Origin of the sequence: Streptomyces ortus, from assembly GCF_026341275.1 — a bacterium.
Lineage (GTDB): Bacteria > Actinomycetota > Actinomycetes > Streptomycetales > Streptomycetaceae > Streptomyces > Streptomyces ortus.
In genome coordinates this window covers 7727009-7741909 of record NZ_JAIFZO010000002.1, presented here as the reverse complement: position 1 = coordinate 7741909, position 14901 = coordinate 7727009, and the positions used below count along the sequence as shown (strand labels likewise).

The window sequence follows — 14901 nt, the reverse complement described above, 5'->3', positions numbered from 1 at the left end:
GGGGGGCGCCACACAGGTCCGGGGCCGCCGGCCTCGCCGGGCGGCCCCGGTCGCGTACCCCTGCCGTCGCTACAGGTCGGCCGCGATGATCGCTTCGATGTTGCGTTCGGCGAGCGCCGTGATGGTGACGAACGGGTTGACGCTGGTGTTGCCCGGGACGAGCGCGCCGTCGATGACGTACAGGCCCGGATGTCCGTGCAGGCGGCCGTAGTTGTCCGTCGCCTTGTTGAGCACCGCGCCCCCGAGGGGGTGGTACGTGAGGTGGTCGCCCCAGATCTTGTAGGTGCCGAACAGGTCGGTCCGGTAGATCGTGCCCTCCTTGGCGTTGATCTTGTCGAAGATCGTCTTGGCCATGTCGATGGACGGCTGCTTCCAGGCCGTCTGCCAGTTCAGGTCGACGTTGCCCGTTCCCGCGTTGTACGAGAACTGGGCGCGGTGGGGGTTCTTGGTGATCGACAGATAGAAGGAGGCGAAGGTCTCGATGCCGGTGGGCAGGGGGGCCACCTCGGCGAACGCGCCGCCCGCGGCCCAGTTGTCGATGCCGGAGCACGGGATGGACGACTGCACGGCGCCCGTGGGGTCCCACAGATGGTTGGCGCGCCCGCACATGACGTTGCCGTTGTCGCCCCAGCCCTTGCCCACCTCGCTGTTGAGGCCGGGCAGGGCGCCGGTGGCCTTCAGGCTGACCAGGAGCTTGCTGGTGCCGACGCTGCCGGCCGCGAAGAACACCCGGTCCGCGGTGACGGTCTTGGTGGCCGTGGTACCGCCGGTGGTGTTGAGCTGTTCGATGACGACCGTGTAGCCGCCGCCGGAGGCCGGGGCGACCGAAGTGACCTTGTGGAGCGGTGAGATCGAGACCCGGCCGGTCGCCTTCGCGCTCGCGAGGTAGGTCTTCTGCAGCGACTTCTTGCCGTAGTTGTTGCCATAGAGGATCTCGCCCGCGAGCGCGGACTTCGGTACGGTCCCGGCGGCCTCCTGCTCCATGTAGTCCCAGTCGTACACGTCGGGCACGAAGACGAACGGGAAGCCCGAACGCTGCGCGTGCTTACGGCCGACCCGCGCGTACTGGTAGCAGGCGGCGGTCTCGAACCACGTCGGGTCGACCGTGCCGACCCCGAGGCCGGCGTTGGCGCGCGGGTAGTAGACGGAGTACATCCGATCGGCGTCGACCGACGGCAGGACGGCGGCGAAGTTCTCCCGCTTCGGAGTGACCGCCATGCCTCCGTTGACCAGCGAACCGCCGCCGACACCGCGGCCCTGGTAGACGATGATGCCGCCCATCTCCTCGGCGTCCAGGATGCCGGTGTAGCGCGGGACGTCCTTGTCGATGGGGAAGCCGAGGAAGTTGCTGAGCGGCTGCTTCGTCCTGGTGCGCAGCCAGTAGGAGCGGTGGTCGGGGCTCGTGGTGTTGGCGAAGATCTTGCCGTCGGAGCCGGGGGTGTCCCAGGCCATGCCCATCTCGACCATGTGCACGTCGACGCCCGCCTGGGCCAGGCGCAGAGCCGCCACCGAACCGCCGTATCCGGTACCGATCACGAGGGCGGGCACATGCGCCCCGGGTTCGATCACCGCCGCGGCGGTCGCGGTGGCGGCATGCGCGGGGGTCAGCTGCCCGGCCAGCGCGGCCGAGCCAAGAAAAGAACCAGTTCCAGTGATGAATCTTCGCCGGGACACACCTCTCAGGCCCGTCCCACGTGGGGAATGGTCGTTCATGCGCGGCTCCTCACTCTCCATAGAGTGAAACGGGTTCTACTGGCACCCCCGTGAGAAGTCACGCCATACCCTGAGGTAACTTTCAAAGAATCACATACTGGGCATCCCGCCTCGCGTGCCCCGCGACCCACGGGGCGTCATGTGTCGCGGAGCAGGCGCCTGGCGGTCAGCGCGAGGCTGAACTCCACCATGTCCGCCGGACGGGCGAGCGAGCGCCCGGTCAACTGCTCGCACCTCTTCAGCCGGTTGAGGACCGTGTTGCGGTGGCAGTACAGCCGGGCACTCGCCCGCTGCGCCGAGCCGTCGCAGTCCAGCCACGCGGCCAGCGTGTCCAGCAGGATGTCGCGGTCGGACGGCTCCAGGCGCAGCAGCGGCCCCAGGACCCGCTCGGCGAGCGCGCCGCCCAGCTCCGGGCACGACATCACCAGGGCGGCCGGCAGCTGCTCGCTCAGCCGTACGGTGCCGCCGTCGTCGGCGCACATGCTCAGGGCCATGTCCGCGAGCCTGCGGGCGTCGCCGACCGCGGCGAGGCCCGCCACGACGGGTCCGACACCGACCCTCGTCCCGGCGGGCGCGCTCAGTCCCACCGTCGGCTCGGTCCGCACGCCGTCACCGTCGCCGCCGCTCTCACCGTCGCCGACCAGGACGATGCAGTGGTCGACCTCCATCCCCGTGTGCCAGTACACGCGCGCACCGGCCGGGACGACGGCGCCGGGCACGGAGGTGCGGCCCGCCTGGCGTCCGCCCGCGACCGCTATCACCGCGTACCGGCCTTGTTCCGGCAGCTCCAGGGCCTCGGCCGTCTCGGCGACGTCCGCGATCCGGCTCGTACCGTCGAGCAGGGCGGCGGTCAGCAGGCGTACCCGGTGTTCCTGGCGCCAGGCGTGCTGCCGCTCCACCTTGCGGTAGACGTCCGCCACGAGGGTGCAGTGCTCGTCGACGAAGTTCCATACGTCGGCGGCCACATGGACGAGCAGACGGACGTCCTCGGGGGCGGTCCGTGAGGTCTCCTCGACCAGGGACTGCCAGATCAGGGAGCCGCCGAGCCGGAAAGCGTGCAGCAGCGCGTCCAGGGGCAGCCCCTGCTCGGCGCGCGAGGCACCGATCTTCCACGAACAGTGCAGGGCGGCGTCCCGGGCGCTGCGCGGGTCGAGCAGCGCGCCGACACTGTGCCTCAGCGAGCGGTGCGCCTCCTGCCAGGTGCCCGCGGGATCGCTCTCCAGGGTGCTGCGGTAGGCGGGTTCGCGTTCCCGCAGCGCCGCCACCAGCCGGTCGGTCAGCTCCGGGAGGTTGTTCAGGAGCACCCGGGCCGACCGGTGCAGCACCCGGACGGCGTCGGCGTCGATCAGCGAACGGACCTTGGGGGCACGCGACAGGGCGGCGGACGGCGGTCCGTGAACGAGCTCGGCTCGGGACCGTAGGGCTTGCTGCATCGCGTTCTCCCGGGGCGTCGGCTCGGCTGCTCCGTGGCGGCGCGCTCCCAGCGGTCCGTGTACGGCGGCCTGTCGGCCGCGGTCCCCGCGCTGGTCGGCACCTGTCTCGTCCTGCCCCGTAGAATGACATACCGTCCAGTCGGTCCCTAGGGTTCTGCGGCGTTCTTTTCCCTCGGCACCCCGTACTCCTTTCGTCGCCCCTCCACGGGCGTGCGGCGTGTCCCGCGGTTTCAGGGGCATCCGGAAGCCGAACGGGAGGAGAGGTGCCATGTATCTGGCACGTGGAGGCGGCGGGGATCCCGAGGGCTGGCTCTGGGCCCTGGGCGCCCTCGCGCTGTACGCGCTGATCAGTTACGCGCTGGCCTACCGGGCGCGCGCCCGGCGGGGCTCCGGGCATCCGGCCCACGACGCGCTGCACGACCTCAAGGACCGCGAGGAGCCGCAGACGACCCGGCAGCGCCTCGTGAGCCGCACGATCATGCTGTGCGGCGGGGCCGCGACCGGCCTGGTCGCCTTCACCACCTCGGGCGTGCTGCGGGTGGTGGCGGTCGCGGGCACCGCGGTCGTGGCGGTCGCCGTGTGGGCGTACTACGACCACCGGACCGAGAATCCGGTGGCGCGGCGGCGCTGACGCACCCGCAAGACGCCGTCGCCCCGCGGGTGCGGGGGCCTTTGTCGTCCCCGCGGGGATCCGGGGCCGGAGTTGTCGTCCCCGCGGGGATCCGGGGCGGAGTCAGGGGCCGGAGCCCGGGTCCGGTTCCACGGCGTCGGTGATCCCGGCGCGGGCGGCTTCGAGCTGGGCGGCGAAGGCGACTCCGAGGAAGAGCGCGACACCGGTGAGGTTGGCCCACAGCAGCAGGGCGACGAACGCGGTGAGGGGGCCGTAGACGGCGCCGAACGACCCGCTCTTGGCGACATAGAGCGCCAGCAGCCAGGTGGCCGCGACCCACAGCACCAGGTGGACCGCCGAGCCGAAGGCCAGCCAGGTGTAGCCGGGCTGGTCCCGGCGCGGCGCCCAGCGGAAGATCACCGCGGAAGCGACCCACACCAGCACCACGCCCAGGGGCACTTCGAGCGGCCCCCACCAGTCGAGGCTGTCGCGGGACCAGCCGAGGGCCTCCACCACGGACTCCCCCACCGCGTCACCGGCGACGAGGACGAGGAACCCCAGCGCGAGGGGCATGCCGGCGGTGAGGGCGAGGAGCAGCGAGCGGCCGTACTTGACCAGGAACGGGCGATCGCGCTCGATGCCGTATATCCGGTTGGCGCCCCGCTCGATCTGACCCATCGCCGAGGTCAGGTTGAGTACGGCGAAGGCCAGGCCCAGCCACATCGCGAGGGCGCCCCAGACACCGGATCCGGCGCTGCGGGCCGTCTTGTCCAGGGCCTCCTCGACCAGATCGGCACTGGCGCCGGGCACGATCCGGCCGAGGGTGAGCTCGATGATCCGTCCGACGCTCTCGGTGTGGACGGTGGTGGCGACGCCCACCAGGGCGATGGTGAACGGCACCATGCCGACGACGACCTGGAAGGCGAGGGAGCGCGCGTTGGTGAAGCCGTCGGCGTAGCGGAAGCGGGAGAAGGCGTCCACCAGGAGGCGCCGGCCTCCGTAGCGGCGCAGCGCGGCGAGTGCCTCGTCGCCGGAGAGTTCCTCCCCGATCATGTCCCGTGTCTGCGGGACGTGCACGGCGGTACCCATCGCGTATGTCTCCTCAAGTCGTCCCTCCGGCGCGACCGGAGCCGAACGGGAGATGATGGCACACACATCCGGCCCCGTCCGGAGCGGGCCGGATCCCGGTCGGTTCCGCCATCATGGGGCCGGCGCCGTCCGGGTCGCGGAACCCCTCCGGCTCCCGCGTTCCCGGTACGCCGCGGCGCTCCAGTACCCCCGGTACCCCGGTACCCCCCACCGCAGCGGACACCACAGTGGAGTCGCCCACGTATGGGAACCATCGACGCACCCATCGACGCATCGCCCCGCGCCCTTCCGGCGGCGGCCCCGTGAGCGCGGCGCGCGTTCCCGGGCTGATCCTGCCCGTCGCCTTCCTCTGCGCCTTCGTCGCCGCCGGGCTCTGGTACTGGCGCCACCGCGGGGACTGACACCGTATGAGGCCCCGCGGCCCCCGCAGGGGTCAGGCGGCGTGTCGGCGGATGTCCTGGAGGAGGGCGTCGACGCTCTGCGGGGTCGTCGCGAAGGAGGTGACGAAGCGGACGACGCTGGGCTCCCAGCGGTCGTGGTAGAAGGTGTAGCCGTCGGCCAGCAGCCCCTCGGTGACCTGCCGGGGCAGCCGGCAGAAGAAGATGTTGGCCTCGGCAGCGCCGAGGAGGTCCACCTCCGGGATGGCCTTGACGCCGTCCTGGAGGCGGGCGGCCATGGCGTTGGCGTGGGTCGCGTTGCGCAGCCACAGGTCGTCCGTGAGGTACGCGTCGAGCTGGGCGGCGTGGAAGCGCATCTTGGAGGCGAGCTGGCCGGCCCGCTTGGCGCGGAAGCTCAGTTCGGGGGTGAGGGAGCGGTCGAAGACGACGATCGCCTCGGCGGTCATCGTGCCGTTCTTGGTGGCTCCGAACGACAGCAGATCGACGCCCGCCCGCCAGGTCAGCTCGGCCGGGGTGGCACCGAGGGCCGCGACGGCTCCGGCGAAGCGCGCGCCGTCCATGTGGAACCGCAGGCCCGGCTCCCTGATGACCGAGCCGAGGGTGCGCAGTTCGTCGAGAGAGTAGACGGCACCGGTCTCGGCGGCCTGGGTGACGCTCACCACGGAGGGTTCCACGCTGTGCACGTCCCCGGCCTTGTTCCGTACGGCCGCGCGGAGTTCGTCCACGTCGAGCTTCGCGTCGTCACCGCCGAGGGGTACGAGCTTCGCGCCCGCGGTGTAGAACTCGGGTGCCCCGCACTCGTCGTTGTTGATGTGGCTGTCGCGGTGGCACAGGACGCTGCCCCAGGGCGGGGTGAGCGCGGCCAGGCTCAGGGCGTTCGCGGCGGAGCCGGTGGAGACGATCAGGAGGTCGACGTCGCGCTCGAAGATCTCGGACAGCTTGCCGCGGACACCGGCCGTGATGCTGTCGGAGCCGTAGGGCGAGGCCGGGCCCGCGGCGGCCCGGACCACCGCCTCGACTATCTCCGGGGAGGCGCCGGCCGCGTTGTCGCTGCTGAAGGTTCGGGCGGCGGCGGTCGTGCTGTTGCTCATGCCGTGGGTCCTGACTTTCCGTCGGTTGGGGTGCTGGGGCGGGCGGCCCGCGCCGGGTCGGCGGCGGTGACGAGCTGGCGCAGGGCCCCGTAATAGACCTCGTGGTCGGTCAGGACGGGCAGGATCGCCGCCACGTCGCCGGTCAGTGCCGGGTGGTCCGCCGGGTCGAGGGAGGCCAGGGCGGTGCGGGTGAGCGCCTGGGTGGCCCTGGGGTCGCGGTGGTCCACGAAACTCGCGCTGCCGAGGGTGAGCAGGTAGATCCGCCGGTAGACGGTGATCGCCTCGCGGTGGGTCATCCCGGCGGCCAGGCTGTCCGCGAGCTGCGGCTCGACGAGCCGGGCCAGCAGGTTCGGGCCGAGCCAGGGGCGGGCGCCGCGCAGCGCGACCAGGCCCGGATGGGCCGACAGCAGGCGGTACAGAGCGGTGAACCGCGTCTCGGTGGCCTCGGCCCAGTCGGTGCCCGGCTCGATCTCGGGCAGCCGCGCGGCCAGGTGGTCCGTGCACAGGTCCAGCAGTCCGGCCAGATCGGTGCAGCGACGCTGGAGGGAGGCCAGCGAGATGCCCAGCCGGGCGGCCAGCGCGCGGAAGGTCAGCGCGCCGGGACCCGACTCGTCGACCAGTCGCAGGGCGGCCTCGGCGATCCGGTCGGGGGTCGCGCGGTCCAGGGACGGGGAGTTCCGTGGCATACGTGTCAGTGTACGGTACGCCGTATCGGTCCCGTCGTGTCGAATACGCCGTATCGGATACGCCGTGTCGCACACGCGGATGCCGGAGCCGTGGCCGAGGCCCGGTCCGCCGTCGCGGACGCGGATGACCCGGTCGCCTTCCCCCAGGGGCGACCGGGTCACGGCGTACAGGAGCGCTGCCCGGCGTCGGCTCCGGCCGTGCGGTTCACGGCAGGTGCCGGGGCCGGTTCACAGGTTGCGCGGCGGCGTGGTGAACGACTCGTCGAAGTCCTCCTGCCGGACCACGCTCAGGGCCCAGATGATGAAGGCCGAGAAGGCGATCATCACGATGGACCAGACCGGGTAGTACGGCATCGAGAGGAAGTTGCCGATGATGATCAGGCCGCCGATCACCATGCCGGCGACCCGCGCCCACGTCGACGCCTGGAAGAGTCCGATGCTGACGATCACGGCGGCCGCACCCAGGGCGAGATGAATCCAGCCCCAAGACGTGAGGTCGAACTCGAATATGTAGTTGGGCGTGTTGACGAAGAGGTCGTCCTCGGCGACCGCCATGATCCCCCGGAGTATGTCGAGCACACCCGCGATCATGAGCATGATGGCCGCGAAGACCGTCAGGCCTTCGGCCCAGTGCCGCTTGGCCGAGTGCGGGTGACCGGTGTGTGTCGCAGTCATACCGATGCCTCGATTCAGTGTCGTGCGTTGCCGTCAGCGACCGGCCGCCGACTGCGCGGCGCCCGTCCGTCCCGAGGTGCCGGAACCGCTCAGCACCAGCTCCTTCGCCCGATGGAACTCCTCCTCCGTGATGTCGCCGCGCGCCTTGATCTCGGACAGCCTGGCCAGTTCGTCGACACTGCTCGGCCGGTCCGCGCTGCGGGCCGTCTCGCGGACGTACGAGTCGAAGGCCCGCTGCTGCGCGTGCGTCTGCGCCACCTCGCGGTGACCCATGTTCTTGCCCCGGGCGATCACGTAGACGAAGACGCCGAGGAAAGGCAGGAAGACCACGAACAGCAGCCAGGCAGCCTTGGCCCAGCCACTCATGTCGTCGTCCCGGAAAATGTCGACGACGATCCGGAACAGCAGGACGAACCACATGATCCACAGGAAGAAGACCAGCATGGACCAGAAGACGTCCATGAGCGGATAGTCGTAGGCGAGATACATCTCTTTCCTCCGTCCTGGGCGTTCACCCAGCCGTTTTCCACCTTTTTCAGCGTGCCCGGGTCAAAGAGCCGACGGCCTCACCCGGAGCGGGTGAGAGGACCGGCGGGCCGGCCCCGGGGCGTTCAGGAGGCGGCGTGTCCGGAGGCCGCGCCGTCTCCGGGCGGGGATGAGGCCGCCACGGCGACGAGCACCGCCACCACGGCCAGCGCCGCCAGGACCAGGGCCAGGACGAGCACCACGGCGCCGACCGTCGGGTGGTTCCACAGGACGAGGGCCAGCGCGCCCGCCCCGATCACGATGCCGGTGGCCCACGACCGCCGGGCGGCCAGCCCGCGTCCCACGGGGCCGACGCGCAGACCCGCCCGGCTCAGCCCCCGCCCCGCGGCACCCGCGCCGCGCCGGGCCCCGCGCCGCAGGCCGACGGCCACCCGCCCCGGACCGTACAGATACGCGGCCAGGGCCGTGATCGCGGCGACGACGATCAGGGTGCGCGTGCTGTCGCGCAGGAAGCGCACGAAGGTGTCGAAGATCGCCGCGGCGGCGTCCGGTGGCAGCGTGGTGGCCGGGACCGCGTCCAGGTACACCCGCCGCATGGCCGCCAGCGCGATGAGCAGCGCCACCGTCATCAGCCCGATGCCGACCGCCGTGATCAGCAGCATCAGCCGGTGCCCGGGAGCGGTCCACACGGCCAGGGCCGCGAGCACGATGGTGAGCACGGGCAGCCAGGTACCGACGATGTCCAGCACCCGCATCGCGTCCTGTGCCCTGGCCAGTTGGGCGGTCCGGAACAGGGTCACGGTCCGGTCGCTGTCCGGGATGAGGGCGGCCCGCTCGAAGCCCTGGTCGACGAGGCGCGCGCGCACCTGGTCCACCACGGAGCCGATGTCCAGCTCGATGGCGTCGTCCGTGGCACGCAGGGCGCCGTGCCGTTCACCGGTGAGCATGCGCAGCACGGCGGCGTGCGCCCGCCGGTTCGACCCCTCCCACACCTGCTGGAAGAGGTCGCTGGTGACCACGCGTTCGACGTTGCGCCGCACGACGGTGCGTACCGCGGAGGTCAGCGGGCCGGTGAGTGCCTCGGAGCCCGCCACCACGCGCGGCGGGGCGTCGGCGTCCGCGAGCACCTTGGTGAGCGAGGCCGTCACCGCCTCGACGTCCACCTGGTCCACCACGCGGGCGGTCAGCCGGTTGATCACCACCTTCTGCACGGCGGGGTCCGAGGCCAGGGGGGCGACGGTCTCCACGTACCGGTCGGTGTCGGAGACCGTGTCGTGCACCCAGGCCGCGACGACCGCCAGGGGCGCGAGCAGCAGCGCCACCAGGAGCAGGATCGACGCGCCCAGCCGGCGGGTCCTGCGGTGGCGCAGGGTCGCGGCCCGGCACAGCCGCTCGTACTCCGTGTGTTCCTCGGCGCTCAGGACACGACCGGTGGCCGCGGTCTCACCGGAGTGGGACGGTGCGGCCTTGTTGTCCGGGACGTCCGGGACCATGGCTACTCCTCGGAGGTGTGCGCCCCGGCAGCGGCGTGCCGCGGACGGGTTACGGAGGCTGCGGCGGGTGGGGAGGCAGCGCCGGGTCACGGGCGCCGCGGCGGACCGGCGCCGAAGGAGGCCGGGAGGGTGTCAGTCGGCCAGGAAAGTGTCAGTCGGTCCCGGCGGGTTTCGCGGGACCTGCGGAGCCCGAGGAACCTGCGGAGCCGGCCGGATCCGTGTAGGTCGTGGGCCCGGTGGGGTGCGCCGGATCGGCCTGGCCGGCCGGGGCCCGCGCGCTCGTGGCGCGCTCCTTGCCGAACGTGGCGCGCACCGCGACGGCGATCACCACCTCCACCAGCCCGAGCAGGACGAGCCACAGGCCGAGCAGCCGGGTCAGTGCCCGGGCCGACTCGGTCGGCAGCGCCAGCACCACGATGCCGGCGAGGATGCCGATCACGGCGGCTCCGAAGAGGAAGCCGCGGTGGGGCAGGCCCTTGGCGACGATGGCCGTGTAGAGGGTGAGCATGCCGGACACCAGCCAGACGACCCCGACGATCAGCGAGAGCGCGGCGATCGTCTGCAGCGGGTTGCGCAGGCAGAGCACGCCGGCGAGGACGTACAGCACCGCCAGGAGCAGTCCCGGCAGCCGTTCGCCCAGGTCGTGGCGGGCGAAGGACGCCACGAACCGGAAGCCTCCGGTGACCAGCAGATAGAGCCCGATCAGGACCGCGAGGACGTGCAGTGTCTCGTCCGGCCAGACCAGTACGAGGATGCCCGGCACCAGGGTGGCCACCGCCGAACCGAGGATCCAGGTCCAGGAGTGCCCGAGCTTCGCCAGTACCTCCGCCGGGTCGGCCGACGCCCCCGGGGCCGCCCCGTCGGAGCGGTGGGCCGCTCCGGAACGCGCTGCCGGACCACGCGACTGGGTCATGACCTCTCCTTACTGCGGAGTGAATCGACCGTCAGCGTCGCGCCGTCCCGGCGGGGCGGGCTCACCCCCGGCGGGTGATCCCGCCCGGCCGGCAAGACGATGAGGTGGAGGGCGCGGACGTGCACCGGCCTGCGGTGGAACGGACGGTACGGGTGCCCGGTACGGGTGCCCGTTGGAGGCGCCCGGTACAGGTGCGCGTGGCACGGGTGCTCGTCAGCACCGTCCGGACGGTTCAGGAGGTTCGCGCCATGGCCATACCGATCGCCTTCACGGCCTCTCTGCCCCCCGCCGAGAGGGCGGCGTACGGCAGGGACGCGCGCAAACGGGCCTCCCGCGCGTGTCACGGCTGGTTCGAGGCGGAGCAGCAGCGGCTCGACCCCGTCGAGGTGATAGAGCGTCAGTCACGTTCGCGACTGCCCGAGTTGGTGCCGATCCGCTACAGCCGCATGCTGGAGTCCCCGTTCCGCTTCTACCGGGGCGCCGCGTCGATCATGGCCACGGACCTCGGGCCGGTCCCCAACTCCGGCCTGACGGTGCAGCTCTGCGGAGACGCCCATCTGCTCAACTTCCGGCTGCTGGCCTCGCCGGAGCGCCATCTGGTCTTCGACATCAACGACTTCGACGAGACCCTGGCCGGCCCCTTCGAATGGGACGTGAAGCGGCTGGCGGCCAGTCTGGCGATCGCCGCCCGCGCCAACGGATTCCCGGTCCCGAAGCAGAACCGCGTGGTACGGGCCTGTGTACGGGCCTACCGGCAGCGGATGCGCCAGTTCGCCGGGATGGGCACGCTCGACATCTGGTACGCCCAGGACGACGTCGAGCGGATACGGGCGCTGCTGGCCTCCTCGATGGACAAACGGACCAGGCGGCGCACCGCCGACGCCACGGCACGGGCCAGGTCCCGCACGCACCTCCAGGCCTTCGAGAAGCTCACCCGGGTCACGGCCGAGGGCCGGCGGATCACCCCGGACCCCCCGCTGATCACTCCGCTCCGCGACCTCCTCACGAACTCCTCCGGGGCCGACGAGGAGAAGGAGCTGCGGACCGTCCTGGAGGGGTACGCGCGGACGCTGTCCTCCGAGCGCCGGCACCTGCTGCGCCACTACCGGCTGGTGGACATGGCCCGGAAGGTGGTGGGCGTCGGCAGCGTCGGAACACGCTGCTGGATCCTGCTGATGCTCGGCAGGGACGACGGCGATCCCCTGCTGCTGCAGGCCAAGGAGGCCGAGGAGTCGGTGCTCTCCGTGCACACGAACGGCAACCACTACGACAACCAGGGCCGCCGTGTGGTGGCCGGGCAGCGGCTCATCCAGACGACCAGTGACATCTTCCTCGGCTGGACCCATGTCGTGGGCCTCGACGGCCGGGGCCGGGACTTCTACGTACGGCAGCTGCGGGACTGGAAGGGCATCGCCCGGCCGGAGACCATGGACCCCGGGCTGCTGAGCCTGTTCGGGCAGTTGTGCGGTGCGTGTCTGGCGCGGGCGCACGCCCGGTCGGGCGACCCCGTGGCCATCGCCGCCTATCTGGGCGGGAGCGATCGGTTCGACCTCGCGCTCACCGGATTCGCGCAGGCCTACGCCGACCAGAACGAGCGCGATTTCGAGGCGCTGGGCGCCGCGGTGCGCTCGGGCAGGGTCCACGCCGCGAGTCTCTGAGAGCACGCCTGACGCCCGGCCCGGTGTGCCGCGTCGGGCGCCTTTGGGCGGGCCGCCAGCGTGCCGGGACCGTGTGTTCTACGGGTCGGTGTTCAGTGGGTCAGGAAGAGCTTGAACGAGATGATCAGCAGGCCCAGCAGCAGGTTCACCCCGGCGGTGACGGCCATCAGGCCGCGGGAGGCGCCGCCCCGCCGTGCCGCGACCGTGGACCAGCCCACCTGACCGGCCACGGCGACGGTGAGCGCGAGCCACAGGGTGGCGTCCATACCGAGCCCCAGCACGGGGGTGGCGGCCACGACGGCGGCCGGCGGAACGGCCGCCTCGACGATCGGCCACTCGTCGCGGCACACGCTCAGCACCACCCGGCGGTCCAGCCTGCGCTGTGTCACCCGCGCGCCGAACACCTGCGCGTGCACGTGCGCGATCCAGAACGCCACTCCGGTGAGCAGCAACAGCAGCACCAGCTCAAGGCGCGGGAACGACCCCAGCGTGCCGGCACCGATGATCACGGAGGCGGCGAGCATGGAGCCGTAGACAGCGCCGGTGCAGTCGGCCCGGGCCCGGCGTTCCGCGTTGCGCACCACCCGGGGCGTGGCGTGTCCGGTACCGGACATCTCGAACTCCCTTCGGGCGACGACGGTGGCCGCCGGGGTGTGCGTACCGGCCGTCCCGTTCCCATGGCACGCGGACAGGGCGGGCGGACAGGGCGGGCGGTGCCTCACCCTCCGTGGGCGACCCGACGGACCGCCGGCTCAGCCGAGGGCGTCCATCTCCTTGTCCAGCGAGAGGGCGGCCGTGATGAGCGCCAGGTGGGTGAACGCCTGCGGGAAGTTCCCGAGCTGCTCCCCGGTCGAGCCGATCTCCTCCGCGAACAGGCCCACCGGGTTGGCGTAGGTGAGCATCTTGTCGAAGGCGTACCTGGCCTGGCCGAGCTGTCCCGCCTGCGCCAGCGCGTCCACGTACAGGAAGCTGCACAGGGAGAACGTGCCCTCGCTGCCGCGCAGTCCGTCCGGGGAGGCCTGCGGGTCGTAGCGCTGGACGAGGCTGTCGGAGACGAGTTCGCGTTCCATCGCGTCGAGGGTCGACAGCCAGCGCGGGTCCTTCGGCGCGATGAAGCCCACGGAGGGCATGAGCAACAGGGACGCGTCGAGGGTGGCGTCCTCGTAGTTCTGCACGAACGACTCGCGCCGGGTGTTCCAGCCGCGTTCCATCACCTGCCGCAGGATGTCGTCCCGTGCCATGGTCCACTGCGGGATGTCGGCGGGCCGGGCGAAGTCACGGGCCATCCGGATGCCCCGGTCGAAGGCGACCCAGCACATGAGGCGGCTGTAGGTGAAGTCCTTCTGCCCACCCCGCGTCTCCCAGATTCCCTCGTCCGGCCGGTCCCAGGCCTTGACCAGCCAGTCCAGCACGCCGGACAGGGCCAGCCAGCCGTCGTACGGCGGTGCGTTGCCGACGCCCTGCACGGTGTGCGAGAGGGCGAGGACGGCCTCGCCGTAGATGTCGAGCTGGAGCTGGCCCGCGGCGCCGTTGCCCGCGTACACCGGTGCCGAGCCGCGGTAGCCCTCGAAGTGGTCGAGGGCCACTTCCGCAAGCTCGGGGTCGCCGTCGACGCGGTACATGATCTGCAGGGGTTCACCGCTGACCGTGCGGCCCGACTTCACCCGGTCCCCGAGCCAGCCGCGGAACGCCAGGGCCTCCTCGACATGGCCGAGGCCCAGCAGGGCGCCGACCGACATCGAGCCGTCCCGCACCCAGGTGTAGCGGTAGTCCCAGTTGCGTCCGCCGCCGATCTGCTCGGGCAGTCCCATGGTCGGTGCCGCGACGGGCGCCCCGGTCGGCGCGTAGGTGAGCAGCTTCAGGGTGATGGCCGCCCTGTTCACCATGTCCTGCCAGCGTCCGCGGTAACGGCCGCGGCGTACCCACGCGTGCCAGAAGTCGCGGGTGCGCTCGAACGACGCCATGACGTCCGTGGCCGTCAGCGGCGGTACGGGTGTGTCGTCGGCGTTGCCCACGGTCAGTACGAGAGCGGCGAAGTCGCCTTCGTCCATGGTGAGTTCGCTGCGGACGTCGTCGCCGTCCCCGCTCCACCGCACCGGGCCGACGGTCTGTACGACGGCCTGGGCCCCGGGGGCGTCGAAGCGCACGGTGTCCTCGCCGAGGTCGAGGCGGTGCCCGGCACGGCCGTAGTCGAAGCGGGGCCGGCACTCCAGCGCGAAGCGGACCCGGCCGCGGGTCACCCGCAGGATCCTGACGAGCCGGTGCCGGGCCGCCGCGCGCTCGGGGCGCTCCACCGGCATGAAGTCGACGACTTCGCCGACGCCCGACTCCGTGAGGAAACGGGTCACCAGGATCGCGGTGTCCTGCAGATAGATCTGCACCGGTGGCTGCGCGGTGTCGGCGGACACGGTGAAGTGGCCGCCGCGCTCGTGGTCGAGGAGCGAGGCGAACACACTGGGCGAGTCGAACCTGGGCGCGCACAGCCAGTCGACCGTGCCGTCGGAGGAGACGAGTGCGGCGGTCTGCAGGTCACCGACCAGCCCGTGGTCGGCGATGGGGGGATAGCGTCGCATGGTCGGGTGCTCCTTCGGCCGGAGCGCCCCCGGGCGTCGAACGACCCGGCACCGTGTCACGCCCCCACACCCCCCAACATCCC

The 14901-nt window shown here is 71.7% G+C and carries 13 protein-coding genes; 2 read left to right on the top strand and 11 right to left on the bottom strand.

Going from position 1 to position 14901, the window contains the following annotated elements; genetic code table 11:
* Positions 1–69: 69 nt before the first annotated feature.
* Both K3769_RS36875 and K3769_RS36870 read right to left on the bottom strand, forming a co-directional pair.
* The gene (locus K3769_RS36875) at positions 70–1713 is read right to left on the bottom strand and encodes a GMC oxidoreductase (protein WP_267030564.1); all 1644 of its coding nucleotides are present in this window, start codon (positions 1711–1713) and stop codon (positions 70–72) included.
* 137 nt (positions 1714–1850) lie between these two features.
* Positions 1851–3146, bottom strand: coding sequence for a PucR family transcriptional regulator (locus K3769_RS36870; protein WP_267030563.1), 1296 nt, complete (start codon positions 3144–3146; stop codon positions 1851–1853).
* A gap of 268 nt (positions 3147–3414) precedes the next feature.
* Here K3769_RS36870 and K3769_RS36865 point away from each other — a divergent pair, with 268 nt between their 5' ends.
* Entirely contained in the window at positions 3415–3777 is a 363-nt protein-coding gene (locus K3769_RS36865) for a hypothetical protein (protein ID WP_267030562.1), read from the top strand.
* Positions 3778–3879: 102 nt separating this feature from the next.
* On the opposite strand, the gene K3769_RS36860 is transcribed toward K3769_RS36865, so the two are convergent.
* The 7 genes from K3769_RS36860 to K3769_RS36830 all read right to left on the bottom strand — a co-directional run bounded on the left by K3769_RS36860 (position 3880) and on the right by K3769_RS36830 (position 10587).
* Complete coding sequence (locus K3769_RS36860) at positions 3880–4845, bottom strand: YihY/virulence factor BrkB family protein (protein WP_267030561.1); 966 nt, start codon at positions 4843–4845, stop codon at positions 3880–3882.
* Between the two features lie 433 nt (positions 4846–5278).
* Positions 5279–6334 (bottom strand): threonine aldolase family protein, encoded by a 1056-nt coding sequence (locus K3769_RS36855; protein ID WP_267030560.1) that lies wholly within the window; start codon positions 6332–6334, stop codon positions 5279–5281.
* A complete protein-coding gene (locus K3769_RS36850; RefSeq protein ID WP_267030559.1) occupies positions 6331–7020 on the bottom strand; it encodes a TetR/AcrR family transcriptional regulator in 690 nt (229 codons plus the stop codon). The genes K3769_RS36855 and K3769_RS36850 overlap by 4 nt, the downstream gene beginning before the upstream one ends.
* 228 nt (positions 7021–7248) lie before the next feature.
* Complete coding sequence (locus K3769_RS36845) at positions 7249–7695, bottom strand: DUF7144 family membrane protein (protein WP_267030558.1); 447 nt, start codon at positions 7693–7695, stop codon at positions 7249–7251.
* A 33-nt stretch (positions 7696–7728) separates the two neighbouring features.
* Positions 7729–8184 carry an SHOCT domain-containing protein gene (locus tag K3769_RS36840; RefSeq protein ID WP_267030557.1) on the bottom strand — a complete coding sequence of 152 codons (456 nt, stop codon included), beginning with the start codon at positions 8182–8184 and terminating at the stop codon, positions 7729–7731.
* Positions 8185–8306: 122 nt separating this feature from the next.
* Positions 8307–9674, bottom strand: coding sequence for a hypothetical protein (locus tag K3769_RS36835; protein WP_267030556.1), 1368 nt, complete (start codon positions 9672–9674; stop codon positions 8307–8309).
* Between the two features lie 151 nt (positions 9675–9825).
* Positions 9826–10587, bottom strand: coding sequence for an HdeD family acid-resistance protein (locus K3769_RS36830; RefSeq protein ID WP_267030555.1), 762 nt, complete (start codon positions 10585–10587; stop codon positions 9826–9828).
* Positions 10588–10835: 248 nt separating this feature from the next.
* Here K3769_RS36830 and K3769_RS36825 point away from each other — a divergent pair, with 248 nt between their 5' ends.
* Entirely contained in the window at positions 10836–12245 is a 1410-nt protein-coding gene (locus K3769_RS36825; protein WP_267030554.1) for a DUF2252 domain-containing protein, read from the top strand.
* Positions 12246–12337: 92 nt separating this feature from the next.
* Here K3769_RS36825 and K3769_RS36820 read toward each other — a convergent pair whose 3' ends face one another.
* Entirely contained in the window at positions 12338–12859 is a 522-nt protein-coding gene (locus tag K3769_RS36820; protein ID WP_267030553.1) for a hypothetical protein, read from the bottom strand.
* A gap of 138 nt (positions 12860–12997) precedes the next feature.
* The gene (locus K3769_RS36815; RefSeq protein ID WP_267031706.1) at positions 12998–14818 is read right to left on the bottom strand and encodes a glycoside hydrolase family 15 protein; all 1821 of its coding nucleotides are present in this window, start codon (positions 14816–14818) and stop codon (positions 12998–13000) included.
* Between the last annotated feature and the right edge of the window lie 83 nt (positions 14819–14901).